Raw genomic sequence first — 17,155 nt, forward strand, 5'->3', positions numbered from 1 at the left:
CAATTTGAACATATGCTGAATTTGAATGGATGAACAACTATAAATAGTATCCATCTAATTTATTCTCTTAAAGGACTATTTTTAATGAAAAGTCACGAGTACATTGTGATTTGTGGTTTGAATCGTAGTAAGGTTGGTAGATATATTGCCATTGTTGCTTCATGTTTATCTTTCTTTCTGATTTTTCTTGCTCTGGCATTAATTGAATGGCTGAGAAACTTTCATATTAATAGCCATATTCCTGCCTCTGTGTTTTCGCTTATTAGTGCCGGAGGAATCTATATGGGATTGTACGCATGGTTTGATAAGAATCTCTGGCAGAACAGTTACCTCGGTAAATTTCTGTGTGTGCCTAATCTTGAAGGGCGCTGGCAAGTTACCGGTCACACTCGGTCTGAAGGGGGAAAGCAGTGGGCTGGAGAGTTGAGAATTGTCCAGTCATGGGACAAAGTCAGAATTCATATGAAAACACAAACTTCTCATTCAGATAGTGTGACAGCATCTATCATCCATGACGAAGGGATTGGATACCAGCTTCTATACAACTATCGGAACCAGCCCAAAACAGGTGAAGAGCACCTAACCCCACATGTCGGATTTGCTGAGTTTCGTTTCGATGAAGAGCTTAAATCAGCCGAGGGGCATTATTTTAACGGCCAAGGCCGCACCACATTCGGTACGATGAAAATTACAAGGATAGACCATGTCTAATTCATCATATAGTTCGCGTATTGAACGCATGAAGTCACGTCGTAAAGGGACATATGATCAGTTGCGAGTAGCCACAGAATCAATGAGTAATCAAAGATATGATGGCCTTGAAAAATATGCATTGCTTGAAGATGCTCTTGAGCTTAATGAAAGTTGGGAGTCTAGAGGAAGAGACGATTCAGCTATCCGGTATGTCATTGGTGCGATGCAACCAGTTGACCCCCGCTATACAGAGATCTCATTCGAAACCGCGTATCGTATTGAAAATCAGCTGACTAAGAAATTAGACCTAAACCTAGATTTTCGGGTACAAGGTTCTGTTCCCCTAGATATCCATATCAAAGGTTTCAGTGATGTAGATCTTTTAATTATTGATACTCAGATGCTTATGTATGATAGCGGTGGAGTTGGCAGCTATAGTGCAGCTGAGAAAGATGGCCGAGACGTCATCATTGAACTTAGGCGTGCAGCTCGAGATGCTCTAAAAATGACATTTCCTGCTGCTCAGGTTGACGATAATAACGCCAAGTCCTTGAGAATAACGGGGGGGAGTCTTCAAAGAGAAGTTGATGTAGTGCCAGGCATATGGTGGGATACGAAAGAGTACCAACTCACAAAAAAAGAAGAACATCGTGGAGTTACCATAATTGATAAAAACAAACGAGAGCGTATCTACAATGAACCGTTCCTCCACATGCAACGTATCAAAGACAAATGCGATCAATGCAATGGTGGATTAAGAAAATCAATTCGCATGCTCAAAACCCTGAAAGCAGACAGTGGAGACGAAGGTTCGAGTATTGATCTAAGCAGCTATGATATTGCTTCACTAATGTACCATGCAGATGCTAATAATCTCCGTCATAGTACATACTATGAACTTGCTGTACTTGTTGAGACTCACCGCTGGCTAAATCACTTAGCCCAGGATCATGATGCTGCAATGCAGCTCGATGTGCCGAACGGTACCAGAAAGATATTTGAGAAACCTAATTCATATGGAGAGTTTCTTAAACTTACGGGAATACTAAATAACCTTGTAACAGAAGTACTCCGGGAAGTTACTGGCAATTCGACTGAATATTACTCAAATGCTAGAGGTGATTTACTAAGGAAGCAAGTTGTATTTTAGTGGTGAGTATTTTTACTCTATAATTTAGAAGGCATAAGCAGTTCTCTATAATGTAAGCACTAGGTTAGTCAAATCTTAAAGGCTTAGTAGCGTCAGGATATTTTTTTACCCGGTCGGTCATGTTCTGGCCGGGTAGTATTACTAATCCGTTACCAGTTTTCCTACAAAATGGGGCTTTGTGTAGAGTTTCGTCCATTAATTAGTGCTTGAGATTGTTAGTGAACCCCCCATCAGCAGTGAGAACGAGTGTGAACTTTCGTTTCTCCCTCACAGTCGCCATTCTGCCTCGAGCCAGCCTGATTTGTGACAATCGTGGACGTTGCATCTTCCTGCTGGGGTAGCCAAATCTAGGCTCCGGGTTATCAAAAACGGAAGTCTGATGGCTCCCGTTTTTATTATTAGATTTCTAACGGTTATCAAATCGTTATCAAAACAATTTATCAAAGCCTTGCTTGTAGTATGAAAAATTTTGTATATTAATTCTTATTTTGTTATGAGTATTAAAATCTCGGGCAGTATTTTGAATTTAATAAAACGTTAAATAATAACATATGGTGTCATAATGAATAGGTTACTAAAAAGACAAGAAGTAAGGTTCGTTTTAGGTACGGCAATTGCAGTTTTGTTAGGAATGGGGCTTTATAATGCTCAGCCTCTTCTCGTAAGTTATTTTTCCACTGTTGCTAAAATACTTCAAGATGAAAATAGTTTCTTTATTGCAACTCTGATTTTAACTTTTATGGCAGCATTTTTATTAAATTATGTTAATAAAGGAATAGGTGAAAGTAAAAACAAGAATGTTAACTCATATGAAGAGTTAAAGTCAGAATTAGACTCCTTAAAGCAAGAGTTTAATCAACTAGTTACAAATGATTCGAAAGATTTAAATGGTGTTTTACTCACATCAAAAGAAAGGCAAGAGTTGATCGATAATGCTAAAAAAAAGATTGTAGGCAATACTCTCTTGGCTGCAGATTTAAGTTTGAAAAATGATATAAATTCGTTTAGAAATCAAATAGAAATTAGTAAACACTATAATGATATTGTATATCGTTTAGAAAATGAAATAAATAGATTAAATAGACGTGGTGGGGTTAATCTGGTTTTAGGTGCATTTATTGCTTTTTGTGGGATACTTTACCTTGGATATTCAGTTACAAATGCTATTAACACAAATGATAAGCTTGAATATATACTTCACATGGCCCCCAAATTATCATTTGTAATTGTCGTTGAACTATTTGCTTATTTCTTCTTGAAGTTGTACAAAAATGGTTTTGATGAGGTCAAGTATTTTCAAAATGAGCTTACCAATATCGATTCCAAAGTTTTGGCGATAAAGTTTCTTAAGGGCATTAGAAACGAAGACTTAATGGGTGAGGTTATTAAAAATCTCATGGCTACAGAACGTAATTTTGTTCTTGAAAAAGGGCAGACTACGGTTTCTCTTGAGAAGGAGAAAATTAGCATGGATGGGGATAAAAATATAGTAGAAGCCTTAAAAGAAATTCTTAAATTTAAGAAATGATATATCAGTTATTAATCTTCAATATAATGTGCGGGGGGCTCCTCCCCCCAAGAAAAATATTAGTTATCTATTTTACTAATAAATTTTTGATATGATGCGTCTGAATTTTTTAATTTTTAATAAAAATATAAAAATCAAATTGCTAGAGTTACCCAATCTTTTCCACGATCATCATGATATCTAGCTGTCTGATTAGGAGATTTATGTCCGAGTAGTTTTTGCGTATCAATCCCTTGTTCCCTATAAAGGCGCTCAGATAAAGATCTTTGTTCATGGAAAGTTGCTGGAGTTCCATCACCCCAATCAATTCCGGCCAAGTCTCGCGCTTTGCTAAAGTTCATCGTCAATGTATTGGATTTAACCTGTGCCCCACGTTCTGCTTGTGAAGTTGAACGGAAAAAATGCACTAGGTATGGACTGACTGCATAGTCACGGCAGCGGGCTATTATATCGCGTAAACTCCAGTTAATCGTATTGAGGCGAAGAGAAAGAGGAATTGCGATTTTGCTTCCAGTCTTTTCCTGTTCGACATGTAGATGGTCATCCCAAATATCGCTGAATTTCATTTTAGATATGTCCCCCAAACGCTGTCCAGTGACCAATGCTAGGAGCATGGCATTTCCCATGTAACGATGACTGGCATCTGCGATATCGAAGATTTTTTTCCATTCTTCGAGGCTGAGGCGTTGACGGGTGATTTTCCGTCTGGGTTGCTTCGTCGCAAGAGCAGGGTTATACCCTGGCGGAACTTCGCCATAATGCTGTGCTTCCTTAAATACATCGATCAATACAGACCTTACGACTTGCGCCATTCTCGGCTGCCCGGCAGCGATATACTCGTCAAGCAATTGTGCTATATCTCTGACATCAACGGCTGAGATCAACTTCATTCCTACTCGTTCCCTAAGTAAGGATACTGGTTTGGCTTTCTGCTTATAAGTGTTGAGTCTTATATCACCACTTTTCAGTCGGTCATCCTGGATCGCTTGGTAGCGATCTAACCAGGTTGACGTTGTGATTGCTTTCCCTTTGCTGGTTGCTATCCTGTCACTGATGGCCAGAATCTGCCGAGTTCTTTGTTCAGCCAGTCGCGTATTGGCTTCAGTGGCAATAGCGATGGCTTCGGTTTCGTTCGTTCCTAGCGCATGAAATTTCCCTGTTACTGGATGCTTATACCGCCAATAGACTTTATTTACTTTCCTACTATAAAGCGGATATAAGTTAGGGACCGAAACATTATTTTTACGCGGTCTGGCTGCCATCACTCAAAATCCGTTGCAAAAGTAATGAGTCATTTTTCTTAATTACTGGTGTTACCAGCTCTCCAACTAACTCGGCGTCCTCACGCACTCGCCATAACCGGCCTTGTTTCATGGCCGGTGGACAAAATAAATTCTGCTTAGCATAACGACGCAATGTGGACACACTTGGAGGATTACTTCTGTATTTTTCAGAAGCCCATTCTTCAAGTGTCAGCATTTGAAGCATTTTTGATAACCTCATTTCTTTTGCTACAAAACTATTTCACTGGTTAATTTCACTGTCAGGATTGTTTATGTATCGTATGTAACTCTTTAAAGCGTGCCAAAAACATCCCGTAGGCATGGCCCGGTGCCAGTGGAATAACTTTGAACATATCTGTTGCCGGGATACCTTCCAGCACAGGCCAGAAAGAGCCATCATCAAGCCCGAGATCGCGACGCTCGGTTGCCAACATAATGAGATCGGCATATTTCACAGGCGTGCTCATAACAGGAGGTAACCCGTATTTCTCACGGATTACGGCGTCTATTTTTTCTTCCATCCGTTTATAGTCAGGAAGAAGTTGTTTCAGTGGTGCGGGGATATCCTGGCAATATGCTTCTGTTGCATCATGCATTAACGCTTCAAAAGCAAATTCCTGCGGCACCAACTGGCTGCAAAGCACCGCATGTTGGGCGACGCTGTAGAAGTGTGAAAGATGTCCTGCAAAGCGACAGATATTTGAAAGGGAAACCGTGATATCGTTAATAACGATGTCGTCTTTATTTATCCTGTCATAATAAAAATGCTTCCCAGAAAAAGTTTTAATAAATGACATTTTGTTCTCCACGTTATTTGCGCTGCACCGCACTGAATTCTGGTAAAAGGAAGCCCTCACCATCCGGCGATTATTGAGTTAATTACGTTTCCATAAATGCCCCCGCAGGGGCATTTGCAGTAATCAAATCAGGCGGTGAAAGTACCAATAAAGGTTTCTACTTTGCTGTCTTTGAATTTCTCAACAAGCAGATCGCGAAATTCGTTAGCCATTTCTTCCTGCACAGCCTCCAGCTGAATAATGCGCAGAACAAGTACAGGACGATCGCCAGTGATAATGCTGAGGCGTAATTTAAAAGAACGTTCTTTCAGACCTTCAAACGGAACGCATTTAAATTCAAATGCCACTGGCATAATGTCTTTGGTCTTCGCTTCGACAGACTCCATCAGGGAGCGTTTGCCGCTGAAGTCATTATCTTCAAAATCAGCGGTCTGGTTTGCTTCAATCGTGATTTTACGGACAGCCGCAGCCGATTTTGTTGCCTGGATAGCGTCACCATTAGCATCAAAACCCACAAGGTAGTCGGCCCAGTCTTCAATCCATTCTGCCAGTGACTTCTGGGAGTTACGCTCGCTGTTAACAGACAACAGTGCAGAGAACGGTGCTGTCTTTTTCAGTTTGAGAGTGGCGGTGTTATCTGCGTGACCTGGTTCATCAATAGTACCCAGGTTAAGCACACTGACGGCACGCATATTATCAGCATCGATAAAGCAGCGGGTGCCTTCATCTGCAAGATCTTTAGAATAACGGGTAAAGTCATCGATGCTGGCAGTGGAAAGCGCACCACGGAAACGGAAGCGATTTAAATTAAATTTTTCCAGATCATGAATGCGGAAATTCTCAGGCAATGCCACAGCATCGGCACCAATCTTACTGATAATTTCATTAACACCCTGAGCAGAAATAAGAGCATGGATTTGATTAATTGCGGTTGCGTCTAAGTTCTGAGACATAATAAGTCCTCACTATATAAAGATATTCAGTGATGAGATAAATAATCAGTTAATTAAGAACGATATTAATGACCTGCTGCGCGGAGTTTTCCGTCAGGTTCACCGGCAAGAGTCAGTAATTGTCCCTGGTCTTCCTGCAGAATTGTCAGGCGACCACCGCGATTGACATACATCGGCGTTTCGGTGGTGTCTTCTTCAGAAATTTTCCCGCGGTTAGTCGGGCGAACATATGAGAGTTTGTGTTTGATTTTCACACGGTTCTCATCAAATGGTTCGATTTCCAGGTTGAGTGAGACCTTACCTTTGGTTTTCGTGTTCATCACACCGGAAGCGACTTCACTGAGAACTGCGCCGATTTTGGTTTCAAATACGCCGCCGTCCAGCTCCCCGATAAATGCTTGCACATCAGTACTGCGTTCGCTAGCCATTTTGCTGCTCCTCATCATATCGACCCTGCAAAGCCGATTAGTTTCTCCACAAAACAGAGAAGAACACCTGCGGTGGCAGCCGCCCGGATGGATTGAGTTATGAGCCCGTCGTCCGGTAATGCTCTTCTCTGTTTTGTAAAAAGGACGGTACCAGCCGGAAGCAAGGGTAAAAGCTGGTACCGCCAAGACTACACGCAGCATAAAGTTGTGGTGCCGGGTGCCTCCCGGTGCCTGGCGAAGGTTGCACACCAGGCGGGTGGGTATCCACAGAAGGTCGACTGTCAGCCTCAACCTTAACCCGCGTGCGCTGAGCCGCATTCACCACAACGCTAAGGATTCTCTCTGGTTGAAAATACTTAGCTGTTATGTGCCTGCTTTTAGCCACATCAGGCGAGGTGGACCTGGTTATTTCCCAACAACAAGGATTCGGTTAATCTGGTTATCCCCAACAACGCAAAAGGAAAAGAAATGTCCGGTAATATCTATACGCTGTACAAATCCCACTGTGAAAATGTTGGAAAGTATCGGGGCATTGAAATCAGTGGGGTAGTGTCATCAGTCGAAATAAGCAAAGTTGAATCAAGAGCAACATTACTTACTCTTCTGGACCTTGTCTTACATGAGCACCGGAAGAAATTCGGCACTCCCTATAATCAGTTGAATGGGAAAAAAGCTCTGGTTCACCTTATTCTGATGAAGCATCACTGGATGCCAAAACAGATTAATGAGATGAAATTTGATGAACTTCTTCTTTCAATTCAGGATGAACTCACGCTTGATAAAATAAGCGTAACCGCCCAGAAATTTTTAGATTATCGAGACTGGAGATCACAAATTCATCACTTTGATGATTTTGACGAAAATGAATGGGATCCTAATTTGTCTGCACAATATCTAAAGTAACATCCTGTGATAAAACCGTGATTTCCTGATCCAGTTTTTTTAAGGAGTCTATTGTTTCCTGTCGATAAGACAGCACTTCACGAAGCTGGTTTATAGCTGCCAGCTTCTTTGCCATCCACTCGTAAATTTCCTCATTTGTGTATCCGGGCGCGACGATTTTTGGTTCTGTTTTGTGCATTTCACACCTCCTCAAGTTATCAGTTACTTGTTGATGGGGACCTGATTGTTAAAGAGCTAAGCGTCCTGTAGGGCGCTTTTTTGTTGCTAACGAATCATCCTAGACTTCATATGCTCCAGGCGGCTACTTCGTGGGCGTCCTGCCTGTTTGTTGTTTCTCTTGGGCACATTATGTATCCCAAAGGTACATTGTCAAGTATAAAAAAACCTGCCGAAGCAGGTTCATAAACATTGATTAGGCTTTGATTTTGTATCTTCTTGGTTTTCCTGAGAAAATCACAGTTCCAATTATAGAGCAATTACCGTTGATCTTAATGTAAGGCTCAGGCCAGTTTGGGTTTAACGCTTTGAGATAACGCTGTGTCCCATCTTCTATCAACCTTTTGAAGGTGGTTTCACCTGTATCGTGCATCAATGCAATAACGTCGTCACCGTGGCAGGCAGGTACTTCAGGATCGACAAAAATCATGTCTCCCGGGCGGTACTCATCAATCATTGAATCACCTATCACCCGCAAGATATAAGTCATTTCCCCACAGGGTACAGGGCAGGGATACGTTTCTGCTGTGCTCAAATCAACCTCAGAATATCCAACTTCTTTCCATGCTCCGGCCTGTACCCATGATATGACAGGGACTAATGTGATTTGTTTATTAGTGATTGAAACATCAGGTTTTTTTGTGATGTTCGTTGTCTGGTGTTCTTGATCGAGCCATCCGACAGGCAGGTCGAAACATTTTTCGATGTGTCGTGCCATGCTGTCACCGATATTTTTAGTAGCACCATCTCCCATAAACCTGCTGGTCTGGGTTGGCTCGCGATCAATCATAGTGGCAAAGGAAGAATTCCCGCCAACACCATCTCTCAGTTTTCTGGCGTTAGACCGCCGGATGTCATGGATTGTTTTCATAACGAAATTAAAACCCTTGTACCGTTAAGGTACAAGTATCTTGAAGGTTCATTTCAATCATGTAATATGTATACCGGAGGTACATATTGTATGAAAGCGTATTGGGACTCTTTAACCAAAGAACAGCAGGGCGAGTTGGCCGGAAAAGTTGGCTCAACACCTGGCTACTTACGGCTGGTTTTCAATGGCTATAAAAAAGCCAGTTTTGTGCTGGCTAAAAAACTTGAGCAATGCACGTCAGGTGCAATTACGAAATCTGACTTAAGACCGGATATCTATCCGAAAGATTAGCAGAACACTTTCAATTTTTAACCACAGAACGATGAGGCTAATCGTGGGTAAGCATCACTGGAAAATAGAAAAACAGCCTGAGTGGTACGTGAAAGCTGTCAGAAAAACTATCGCGGCGTTGCCGGGTGGTTACGCTGAAGCGGCTGACTGGCTCGATGTAACAGAAAACGCTTTATTCAACCGCCTTCGTGCAGATGGCGATCAGATTTTCCCGCTGGGATGGGCAATGGTTTTACAGCGTGCTGGTGGCACTCATTTCATTGCTGATGCTGTGGCGCAGTCTGCAAATGGCGTCTTTGTGTCTCTTCCTGACGTCGAGGATGTGGACAACGCCGATATTAACCAGCGTCTGCTGGAAGTCATTGAACAGATCGGCAGTTATTCAAAACAGATTCGTTCAGCAATCGAAGACGGTGTAGTGGAACCGCATGAGAAGACAGCAATTAACGACGAGCTGTATCTCTCAATTTCGAAGCTGCAGGAGCATGCAGCACTTGTCTACAAAATTTTTTGCATTTCAGAAAGTAATGACGCCCGCGAGTGTGCAGCTCCGGGCGTCGTGGCGTCGATTGCTTCTGGTTGTGGAGAAACTAACGCATGAACAGTTTAACAACACACTACCGTCGCTCGCAACTGATTGCGCTTCCTGTACCGGGTGGAAAAGCGAAGGTGGAATATTGCTATGCAGTGAATGTACTAGGTGACAGGGAAATTGTAACCCACAGCTTTGCAGAGTGGGCTGTGGGTGATTTCAACCGGCAGAAGGAGACAGTCCTTTGCGACAAGTTAACCGCTGGTTCAAAGATCACTACGGAGTGCCCGTCAGAGTCATTCGTTGGGAGCCGGAAACACAACGGGTTATCTACCTCCGCGAAGGCTATGAGCATGAATGCTTCAGTCCGCTCGAACAGTTTCGTCGTAAATTCAGGGAAATAGAGGTCGGTCATGAGCACTAAATTAACCGGCTATGTATGGGATGGTTGCGCTGCGTCAGGCATGAAATTATCCAGCGTGGCAATTATGGCCCGCCTGGCTGATTTCAGTAATGACGAAGGTGTGTGCTGGCCATCAATTGAAACCATTGCCCGCCAGATTGGCGCGGGGATGAGTACCGTCAGAACGGCTATCGCACGGCTGGAAGCAGAAGGCTGGTTAACGCGTAAGGCGCGTCGCCAGGGTAACCGCAATGCGTCGAATGTTTATCAGCTTAACGTTGCGAAGCTTCAGGCAGCGGCATTTTCTCAACTGTCAGATTCTGACCCGTCAAAATCTGACGCATCAAAATCTGACCCGTCAAAATTTGATGCGTCGAAATCTGGCAAAAAAGCGGGTTTTCACCCGTCAGAATCTGGCGGGGATCCGTCAGTAAAATCAAAACATGATCCATCAGATAAAAAACCTTCTCGTCCGGACGCTTCGCAACCGGACACGCAGATGGATGAACAGGATTTTTTAACTCGCCATCCTGATGCGGTTGTATTCAGCCCTAAAAAGCGCCAGTGGGGAACGCAGGATGATTTGACCTGCGCACAGTGGCTCTGGAAAAAAATCATCGCCCTGTACGAGCAGGCCGCCGAATGTGACGGCGAGGTGGTTCGTCCCAAAGAACCTAACTGGACAGCCTGGGCAAACGAAATTCGCCTGATGTGTGTGCAGGATGGTCGTACTCACAAACAAATCTGCGAGATGTACAGCCGCGTCAGCCGCGATCCGTTCTGGTGCCGTAACGTGCTCAGCCCGTCGAAGTTGCGGGAAAAATGGGATGAGCTTTCCCTGCGCTTATCGCCGTCCGTCAGCACGCACACAGAAAAACGCGAAGACCCGTACTTCAAAGCCAGTTACGACAACGTGGACTACAGCCAGATCCCGGCAGGATTCAGGGGGTGATTATGAGTCTTTTGAATGAAGTTCAGAAATTCATTGAAGCCCATCCGGGGTGTACTTCCGGAGACATTGCGGATGCTTTTGCAGGTTACTCACGACAGCGCGTTCTGCAGTCAGCAAGCAAGTTACGTCAGAGTGGGCGTGTGGCTCACCGTTGTGAAGGAGATACACGCAGACATTTCCCGCGCCTGACTGAGAGAGCGCAGGAGCCGGAACCACAACCAGTTCGTGAAACTAGACCTGTGCGCAATTTCTATGTCGGCACTAACGATCCCCGGGTGATTTTGTGCCTGACCCGCCAGGCTGAAGAACTGGAGTCCAGGGGCTTATACCGTCGTGCTGCAACGGTGTGGATGGCGGCATTCCGTGAAAGCCACTCCCAGCCAGAACGAAACAATTTTCTGGCGCGTCGTGAGCAGTGCTTACAGAAAAGCAGCAAGCGCGCAGCATCGGGTGAAGAGTGGTATCTGTCAGGGAATTACGTGGGGGCTTAATGAGTAATAAATATTGTCAGGCACTGGTGGAACTGCGGAACAAACCAGCCCATGAACTGAAGGAAGTGGGCGATCAGTGGCGCACGCCGGACAACATTTTCTGGGGAATTAACACACTGTTTGGCCCGTTTGTTCTGGATCTGTTTACTGACGGTGATAACGCCAAATGTGCCGCGTATTACACGGCGGAAGATAACGCGCTGGCGCATGACTGGTCAGAACGTCTTGCGGAGCTTAAAGGTGCTGCCTTTGGTAATCCCCCATACAGCCGCGCCAGTCAGCATGAGGGGCAATACATCACCGGCATGCGTTACATCATGAAACATGCCAGTGCCATGCGTGATAAGGGCGGGCGCTATGTTTTCCTGATCAAAGCGGCCACCAGCGAAGTGTGGTGGCCGGAAGATGCAGATCATATTGCTTTTATTCGCGGGCGTATTGGTTTTGAACTGCCTGCCTGGTTTATACCGAAGGACGAGAAGCAGGTGCCGACAGGCGCTTTCTTCGCTGGTGCTATTGCTGTTTTCGACAAGACCTGGAAGGGACCGGCAATCAGCTACATCGGGCGCGATGAACTTGAGGCATGTGGTGAGGCGTTTCTGGCGCAGGTTCGCCAGCAGGCGGAAAAACTGGTCAGGGAGATGGCGGCATGACGACGTTAACTCAATGCCAGCAGCAGGTGCTGGATATGCTGATTTCTTACCAGAAAGAACGTGGCTTCCCGCCAACCAATCAGGAGGTGGCAACCATGCTGGGATACCGTTCAGTGAATGCAGCGGTGGAACATCTTCGCGCACTGGAGAAAAAAGGCGTCATCACGATAAAGCGTGGCGTGGCCCGGGGTATCACTCTTCATACCGCGGTGAAGGACGACGACAGCGAGGCGGTCGGGATTATCCGCTCACTGCTTGCCGGTGAGGAAAACGCCAGGCTGCGTGCAACCCACTGGTTACATGAGAGAGGCCTGAAAGTATGAAGCTGATCCTGCCTTTCCCGCCCAGCGTGAACACGTACTGGCGACACCCCAACAAAGGGGCATTTGCTGGTAAGAGCCTGATAAGCGCGGCGGGGCGAAAATTTCAGAGCGCGGCGTGCGCAGCAATAGTTGAGCAGTTACGTCGTCTGCCAAAACCAACGTCGGCACCTGCTTCAGTGGAGATCGTGTTGTTTCCTCCGGATAACCGGATCCGCGATCTGGACAACTATAACAAGGCGCTGTTTGACGCGTTGACCCACGCGGGTGTGTGGGAAGACGACAGACAGGTGAAAAGAATGCTGGTGGAGTGGGGACCGGTTATCCCGAAAGGGAAGGTCGAGATCACCATCAGTAAGTACGAGAAAACGGCGGGTGCAGCCGCCTGATCAAGAGGAGAAACGAAGTATGAATAATCTGATGGTCATTGATGGTATTGAAGTTCGTCGTGATGCTTATGGTCGTTACAGCCTGAACGATCTGCACAGGGCTGCCGGTTCTCTGGATAAGCATAAGCCTGCATTCTGGCTCCGCAATGAGCAAACTGAACGTTTAATAAGCGAGTTGCAGATTTGCAACTCGGTCAATATAGAGCCAGTTAACGTTATTCGTGGCGGAAATAACCAGGGGACGTATGTCTGCAAAGAACTGGTGTATGCCTATGCAATGTGGATAAGCCCGTCATTCCATCTGAAGGTGATCCGTACTTTCGACATGGTAACCAGCGCACCGGAAAAATTATCCGGACAGGCTGCTGACAAGATGCAGGCTGGTGTGATTCTGCTGGACTTTATGCGCCGGGAATTAAACCTGTCTAACTCTTCAGTGCTTGGTGCCTGTCAGAAACTCCAGGAGGCTGTTGGCTTACCGAATCTGGCACCGCGCTATGCCATTGATGCTCCTGCTGACGCGCCTGATGGCTCAAGCCGCCCCACGCTGTCACTGAGTGCACTGCTGAAGCAGTATGGTATCCGCCTGACAGCTAATCAGGCATATCACCAGATGGCGAAGCTGGGGATCGTTGAACAACGTGAACGATACAGCCGCACTGCGATTAACAACATCAAAAAATTCTGGTCGCTGACGGCGAAAGGCTGCATGTTCGGCAAGAACATCACCAGTCCCGCAAATCCGCGCGAGACGCAGCCGCATTTCTTCGAATCCCGGTTCCCTGAGCTGTTAAAGCTGCTCGATACCGTTCATTGAGGTGACCGTGAGAGCGCTACTGACCCCTGAAATTGCCCCGCGTATGGGGATCGTATTGTTCAGGCCAGGTTCAGAGCTGATGCCCCTGTTTATGCAGGGGCGTGTCCTGCTGGAGCCTGAGCCGGAACGTTATTCATCTTTCGCCAGTGGTGCCGTTCCGGCGGCATCACAACCGCTGGCGGATGATCCTGCCGTTCGGGCCGTGTTCCGTAATGAGGCAGTGATTCGTCGTGCTGGTGGGTTGGAATGTCTTGAAAGCTGGTTACTTCGTGAAAAAGGCTGCCAGTGGCCTCATTCCGACTGGCACAGCGAGAACATGACCACAATGCGACACGCGCCGGGTGCAATCCGTCTGTGCTGGCACTGCGATAATCAGTTACGTGATCAGTTCACGGAGCGGCTGGAATCAATGGCAACGGATAACTGTGCCCGTTGGGTGTTGTCTGTAGTCCGTCGGGATCTCGATTTTGATGATAACCATGCCGTGACAATGCCGGAACTGTGCTGGTGGCTGATTCGTAATGACCTGGCGGATGCCTTACCTGAAAGCGCAGCCCGTAAGGCGCTGAGATTACCGAAACCTGTTGTGCCGTCTGTCACCCGGGAAAGTGACCTTGTGCCTTCGGTTCCTGCCACCAGCATCATCCTGGATAAAGCGAAAAAGGTGCTGGCGCTGAAAGTGGATCCGGAGTCGCCGGAGTCTTTTATGTTACGCCCAAAAAGCCGCCGCTGGGTTAATGAAAAGTACACGCGCTGGGTTAAGACACAGCCGTGTGCATGTTGTGGAAAGCCTGCTGATGATCCCCACCATCTGATAGGCCACGGTCAGGGTGGAATGGGTACAAAAGCGCATGACCTCTTTGTGTTGCCTTTGTGCAGAAAGCATCACGACGAGCTGCATGCGGATACCGTGGCATTTGAAGAGAAGTATGGCTCTCAGCTGGAGCTGATATTTCGTTTTATCGATCGTGCGCTGGCAATTGGCGTACTGGCCTGATTTTGTGGAGAAAGTTGATGCGTGATATGTATGAAGTGATGGATCGTTGGGGAGCTTGGGCTGCTTCAGACAATAGCGGAGTGGACTGGCAACCGGTAGCCGCTGGCTTCAAGGGGCTTTTACCTCATGGCAAAAAGTCCCGGATTCAGTGTGATGATGATGAGGGGCTCATGATCGATGGGTGCGTAGCTAGATTAAGAAAGTACAAACCAGAAGAGTATGAGTTAGTTATAGCCCATTTTGTGGTAGGGATTTCATTGCGAGCCATTGCTAAGAAGAGAAAGTGTTCGGATGGGACTATCAGGAAAGAGTTGCAAACATCGCTTGGTTTCATTGAAGGCATTGTTTGCACTCTTGCCTGTTAACTATTCTTAACTGTCTTCTAGTTATATTGGGCGCTTTGAATTCGATTTAAAGCGTCTTCCACTTATTCCAGAAACCCAAATGTCTTCCTCAAGAAAGTCAAGAAGGGCTTTTATTTCTTTTTTTGATGAAGGCATGACAATTTTCTCAACACCGCCAACTATTATGGTTTGTAAGGGGAAATTAACTTTAGCAGCTTCGGATTTAAACTTTGACATATTTTGGGGTGTTAGCATCCCAGTCTGATTTATTAGTGTTACTTTATTTCTTATCACTGTATCTGCAACGGATTTTAGATCAAAACCTTGGGGAGTAGAAAATACACTAAGTTGACTAAATGCATTAAGTTCTTGGTCAGTAGCAGCAGAAAAATAGGACGACATGTCAAAAATGCTTCTTAGATTAAAGAAACTCTTAAATCGTATTGTATCATTGATAATTATTGCAACTAGTTTATCATCAACATTAAAACCGATGCTATTAGCTTTACTAAAGGTAGTTTTGCTTGCAAAAAGCTTTCCAAAGAATGATTTTGAGGTATCTAAGATTTGTTTTTTGTTGAAAGTTTGTAGTGCAATAATATTGGGGTTTGCTGGCGCGTCAACACCAACAAATAATGCTTTAATATAACCAATATCAATTTGGCTAGGATCCCAGATAGGCACGGCGGTAGGCCTATTGACTGCGTCAATCAGGCGTGCAGAATCAGTAAAGTTTTGTATTTCAAAACACTCACTATGTTTTGGTGTATAACCGGCATAGAATGGTATCATATTGTTATGATGACTTTCAAAATATTGACGCTGTTGTTGGAAAATGGCCGTAACAGAAGTACTTGCTGTTGCATCAAGTTCGACTCTAACAATTCTCGTTGCAATTGTATTATCTATTACTGCAAAAAGTGCCATGGTTATTATCCTTTAACATGTAGAAATGTGTAGTCTGTTAATTGAATAACTGTAAATTTGATATCTTTAATATCAGTAATAACTGATTTAGAAATCAATACAAAACCTACGCCGGTGTCATCTTCAGCTTCGTAAAATTTATAACCGATAAGTGACAATACTGGGTTAAAGTTATAGTTCTCGGAAAAGCTGATGTAAAATAACAATGATAAATAAAAGAATAACGCATATGCTTTATTTTCAGCAATAGAATCTGTTCCTAGGAGAGGGAATAAATAGCTTAAGAAATAATTAGTTACTTCTTTGTTAGCGGGAGAAACTGAACTAATATTTTTTGTCAGAGGTTCAAGTTGTTTCTCAGCATATTGAATCAGGCCTATTGCTAATAACCAACTTGCTATGCCAACGCATAAGCTATATTGCATCAGCCAAACCGTATCTTTTACATATCCAATAAAAAATAGAGTTGCGCAAACAGGTGCAATTGAGCTGGCTGTTAATAATAAGCGTGCTAATTTGTTCATCATGATATCCTTTGTACTGTTTATGCATACAGCACTTTACATCATGTACTCCAAAGTATCTATCTTGTGAAGAATCTTACACTAAATACTACAGAAAAAGTTAACGCGTACGCAAAAAGTATTATATCGTGTTAAGAGTGGTTACTTTGCCACACAGCTTAAACCCGCCGTCGAGCGGGTTTTGTCATTTCTGGGCCTTGGTATTCGTTGGGCTTGGTCTATCTAGTACTTATCCATTGGCTCGGCTTCTTTTACGTTTCCGCTTCTGGTTTGCGGTTCGTGGTACTCCCTCAATTTGCACCTCCTGTATCGGCGAGGTGAGAGATAACTACAAATGCCTCATAACCCAAATACCTGGCTGGAGTTGGTCCAGAGCTGGTGGCGTGGAGACACACCACTGGGCGCAGTGATTATGTCGATCGTTATGGCTGGCTTGCGCATTGCCTATTTTGGCGGTGGTGGTGGCTGGAAGCGAAAAACACTCGAAATTCTACTCTGTGGCGCTCTGACGCTGACTTTTGCATCCGCTCTTGAGTATGTCGGATGGCCTAAATCGCTTTCTGTTGCCATTGGTGGTGGGGTGGGGCTGATCGGTGTCGATGCTATTCGTGGGGCTGCAATGAGAGTAATCGGTAATAAGTTTGGTGGCTCTAAGGAGTAATTTATGCAGGTACTAAATTCCCAGCGTAAAGC

Annotated in this window: 25 protein-coding genes and 1 pseudogene; 16 read left to right on the forward strand and 10 right to left on the reverse strand. The window is 45.0% G+C overall.

Going from position 1 to position 17,155, the window contains the following annotated elements; translation table 11 throughout:
* Positions 1–84 precede the first annotated feature (84 nt).
* The 3 genes from D9736_RS10835 to D9736_RS10845 all read left to right on the forward strand — a co-directional run bounded on the left by D9736_RS10835 (position 85) and on the right by D9736_RS10845 (position 3,371).
* A complete protein-coding gene (locus tag D9736_RS10835) occupies positions 85–711 on the forward strand; it encodes a hypothetical protein (protein WP_000835197.1) in 627 nt (208 codons plus the stop codon).
* Positions 704–1,843, forward strand: coding sequence for a hypothetical protein (locus D9736_RS10840; RefSeq protein WP_000071977.1), 1,140 nt, complete (start codon positions 704–706; stop codon positions 1,841–1,843). The genes D9736_RS10835 and D9736_RS10840 overlap by 8 nt, the downstream gene beginning before the upstream one ends.
* A 562-nt stretch (positions 1,844–2,405) precedes the next feature.
* Positions 2,406–3,371 carry a hypothetical protein gene (locus D9736_RS10845; protein ID WP_001080914.1) on the forward strand — a complete coding sequence of 322 codons (966 nt, stop codon included), beginning with the start codon at positions 2,406–2,408 and terminating at the stop codon, positions 3,369–3,371.
* Between the two features lie 134 nt (positions 3,372–3,505).
* Here the strand turns inward: D9736_RS10845 and D9736_RS10850 are convergent, their stop codons facing one another.
* The 6 genes and pseudogenes from D9736_RS10850 to D9736_RS10875 all read right to left on the reverse strand — a co-directional run bounded on the left by D9736_RS10850 (position 3,506) and on the right by D9736_RS10875 (position 7,157).
* Positions 3,506–4,633, reverse strand: coding sequence for a site-specific integrase (locus D9736_RS10850; protein ID WP_000741311.1), 1,128 nt, complete (start codon positions 4,631–4,633; stop codon positions 3,506–3,508).
* A complete protein-coding gene (locus D9736_RS10855; protein WP_000939946.1) occupies positions 4,614–4,859 on the reverse strand; it encodes an excisionase-like protein from lambdoid prophage 14 in 246 nt (81 codons plus the stop codon). The genes D9736_RS10850 and D9736_RS10855 overlap by 20 nt, the downstream gene beginning before the upstream one ends.
* 55 nt (positions 4,860–4,914) lie before the next feature.
* Positions 4,915–5,451, reverse strand: coding sequence for an HD family hydrolase (locus D9736_RS10860; protein ID WP_130258311.1), 537 nt, complete (start codon positions 5,449–5,451; stop codon positions 4,915–4,917).
* 128 nt (positions 5,452–5,579) lie between these two features.
* On the reverse strand, positions 5,580–6,404 hold the full coding sequence (locus tag D9736_RS10865; protein WP_000081304.1) for a YfdQ family protein: 825 nt from the start codon (positions 6,402–6,404) through the stop codon (positions 5,580–5,582).
* 65 nt (positions 6,405–6,469) lie between these two features.
* The gene (yfdP, locus tag D9736_RS10870; RefSeq protein ID WP_000135680.1) at positions 6,470–6,832 is read right to left on the reverse strand and encodes a protein YfdP; all 363 of its coding nucleotides are present in this window, start codon (positions 6,830–6,832) and stop codon (positions 6,470–6,472) included.
* A 14-nt stretch (positions 6,833–6,846) separates the two neighbouring features.
* Positions 6,847–7,157, reverse strand: a pseudogene (locus D9736_RS10875) (hypothetical protein).
* A gap of 143 nt (positions 7,158–7,300) precedes the next feature.
* Between D9736_RS10875 and D9736_RS10885 the strand changes: the two are divergent.
* The gene (locus D9736_RS10885; protein ID WP_000016389.1) at positions 7,301–7,735 is read left to right on the forward strand and encodes a hypothetical protein; all 435 of its coding nucleotides are present in this window, start codon (positions 7,301–7,303) and stop codon (positions 7,733–7,735) included.
* On the opposite strand, the gene D9736_RS10890 is transcribed toward D9736_RS10885, so the two are convergent.
* Complete coding sequence (locus D9736_RS10890) at positions 7,707–7,913, reverse strand: hypothetical protein (protein WP_000549626.1); 207 nt, start codon at positions 7,911–7,913, stop codon at positions 7,707–7,709. The two genes, D9736_RS10885 and D9736_RS10890, sit on opposite strands and share 29 nt — an antisense overlap.
* A gap of 234 nt (positions 7,914–8,147) precedes the next feature.
* Entirely contained in the window at positions 8,148–8,822 is a 675-nt protein-coding gene (locus D9736_RS10895; RefSeq protein WP_000848748.1) for a LexA family transcriptional repressor, read from the reverse strand.
* A 90-nt stretch (positions 8,823–8,912) separates the two neighbouring features.
* Here D9736_RS10895 and D9736_RS10900 point away from each other — a divergent pair, with 90 nt between their 5' ends.
* The 11 genes from D9736_RS10900 (at position 8,913) to D9736_RS10950 (ending at position 15,032) form a co-directional block, all read left to right on the forward strand.
* On the forward strand, positions 8,913–9,113 hold the full coding sequence (locus tag D9736_RS10900) for a YdaS family helix-turn-helix protein (RefSeq protein WP_000649477.1): 201 nt from the start codon (positions 8,913–8,915) through the stop codon (positions 9,111–9,113).
* A gap of 43 nt (positions 9,114–9,156) precedes the next feature.
* The gene (gene ymfL / locus D9736_RS10905) at positions 9,157–9,714 is read left to right on the forward strand and encodes a protein YmfL (protein WP_000515829.1); all 558 of its coding nucleotides are present in this window, start codon (positions 9,157–9,159) and stop codon (positions 9,712–9,714) included.
* Between the two features lie 175 nt (positions 9,715–9,889).
* Positions 9,890–10,069 carry a DUF4222 domain-containing protein gene (locus D9736_RS10910; protein ID WP_001250269.1) on the forward strand — a complete coding sequence of 60 codons (180 nt, stop codon included), beginning with the start codon at positions 9,890–9,892 and terminating at the stop codon, positions 10,067–10,069.
* Entirely contained in the window at positions 10,059–11,000 is a 942-nt protein-coding gene (locus tag D9736_RS10915; protein ID WP_000104938.1) for a helix-turn-helix domain-containing protein, read from the forward strand. The genes D9736_RS10910 and D9736_RS10915 overlap by 11 nt, the downstream gene beginning before the upstream one ends.
* Positions 10,997–11,491, forward strand: a complete 495-nt coding sequence (locus D9736_RS10920; protein ID WP_001314912.1) for a PerC family transcriptional regulator — start codon at positions 10,997–10,999, stop codon at positions 11,489–11,491. Before D9736_RS10915 ends, D9736_RS10920 begins: the two co-directional genes overlap by 4 nt.
* Entirely contained in the window at positions 11,491–12,144 is a 654-nt protein-coding gene (locus tag D9736_RS10925) for a phage N-6-adenine-methyltransferase (protein ID WP_000066917.1), read from the forward strand. The genes D9736_RS10920 and D9736_RS10925 overlap by 1 nt, the downstream gene beginning before the upstream one ends.
* A complete protein-coding gene (locus D9736_RS10930; RefSeq protein WP_000210170.1) occupies positions 12,141–12,467 on the forward strand; it encodes a LexA family transcriptional regulator in 327 nt (108 codons plus the stop codon). Before D9736_RS10925 ends, D9736_RS10930 begins: the two co-directional genes overlap by 4 nt.
* Complete coding sequence (locus D9736_RS10935; RefSeq protein ID WP_000767105.1) at positions 12,464–12,853, forward strand: RusA family crossover junction endodeoxyribonuclease; 390 nt, start codon at positions 12,464–12,466, stop codon at positions 12,851–12,853. The genes D9736_RS10930 and D9736_RS10935 overlap by 4 nt, the downstream gene beginning before the upstream one ends.
* 19 nt (positions 12,854–12,872) lie before the next feature.
* Positions 12,873–13,670: a KilA-N domain-containing protein gene (locus D9736_RS10940; RefSeq protein WP_001061403.1), complete on the forward strand. Its 798-nt coding sequence runs from the start codon at positions 12,873–12,875 to the stop codon at positions 13,668–13,670.
* A gap of 7 nt (positions 13,671–13,677) precedes the next feature.
* Entirely contained in the window at positions 13,678–14,667 is a 990-nt protein-coding gene (locus D9736_RS10945; RefSeq protein WP_024211330.1) for a DUF968 domain-containing protein, read from the forward strand.
* 17 nt (positions 14,668–14,684) lie between these two features.
* Positions 14,685–15,032 (forward strand): antiterminator Q family protein, encoded by a 348-nt coding sequence (locus tag D9736_RS10950; RefSeq protein ID WP_001205472.1) that lies wholly within the window; start codon positions 14,685–14,687, stop codon positions 15,030–15,032.
* Positions 15,033–15,053: 21 nt separating this feature from the next.
* Here D9736_RS10950 and D9736_RS10955 read toward each other — a convergent pair whose 3' ends face one another.
* On the reverse strand, positions 15,054–15,938 hold the full coding sequence (locus tag D9736_RS10955) for a Kiwa anti-phage protein KwaB-like domain-containing protein (RefSeq protein ID WP_001163087.1): 885 nt from the start codon (positions 15,936–15,938) through the stop codon (positions 15,054–15,056).
* A 5-nt stretch (positions 15,939–15,943) separates the two neighbouring features.
* Entirely contained in the window at positions 15,944–16,465 is a 522-nt protein-coding gene (locus D9736_RS10960; RefSeq protein WP_031617482.1) for a hypothetical protein, read from the reverse strand.
* Between the two features lie 331 nt (positions 16,466–16,796).
* On the opposite strand from D9736_RS10960, the gene D9736_RS10965 reads away from it, so the two are divergent.
* Complete coding sequence (locus D9736_RS10965; RefSeq protein ID WP_001120496.1) at positions 16,797–17,123, forward strand: phage holin, lambda family; 327 nt, start codon at positions 16,797–16,799, stop codon at positions 17,121–17,123.
* Positions 17,124–17,155: the final 32 nt, after the last annotated feature.

The sequence above is a fragment of the Escherichia sp. E10V10 genome, assembly GCF_004211985.1.
GTDB lineage: Bacteria > Pseudomonadota > Gammaproteobacteria > Enterobacterales > Enterobacteriaceae > Escherichia.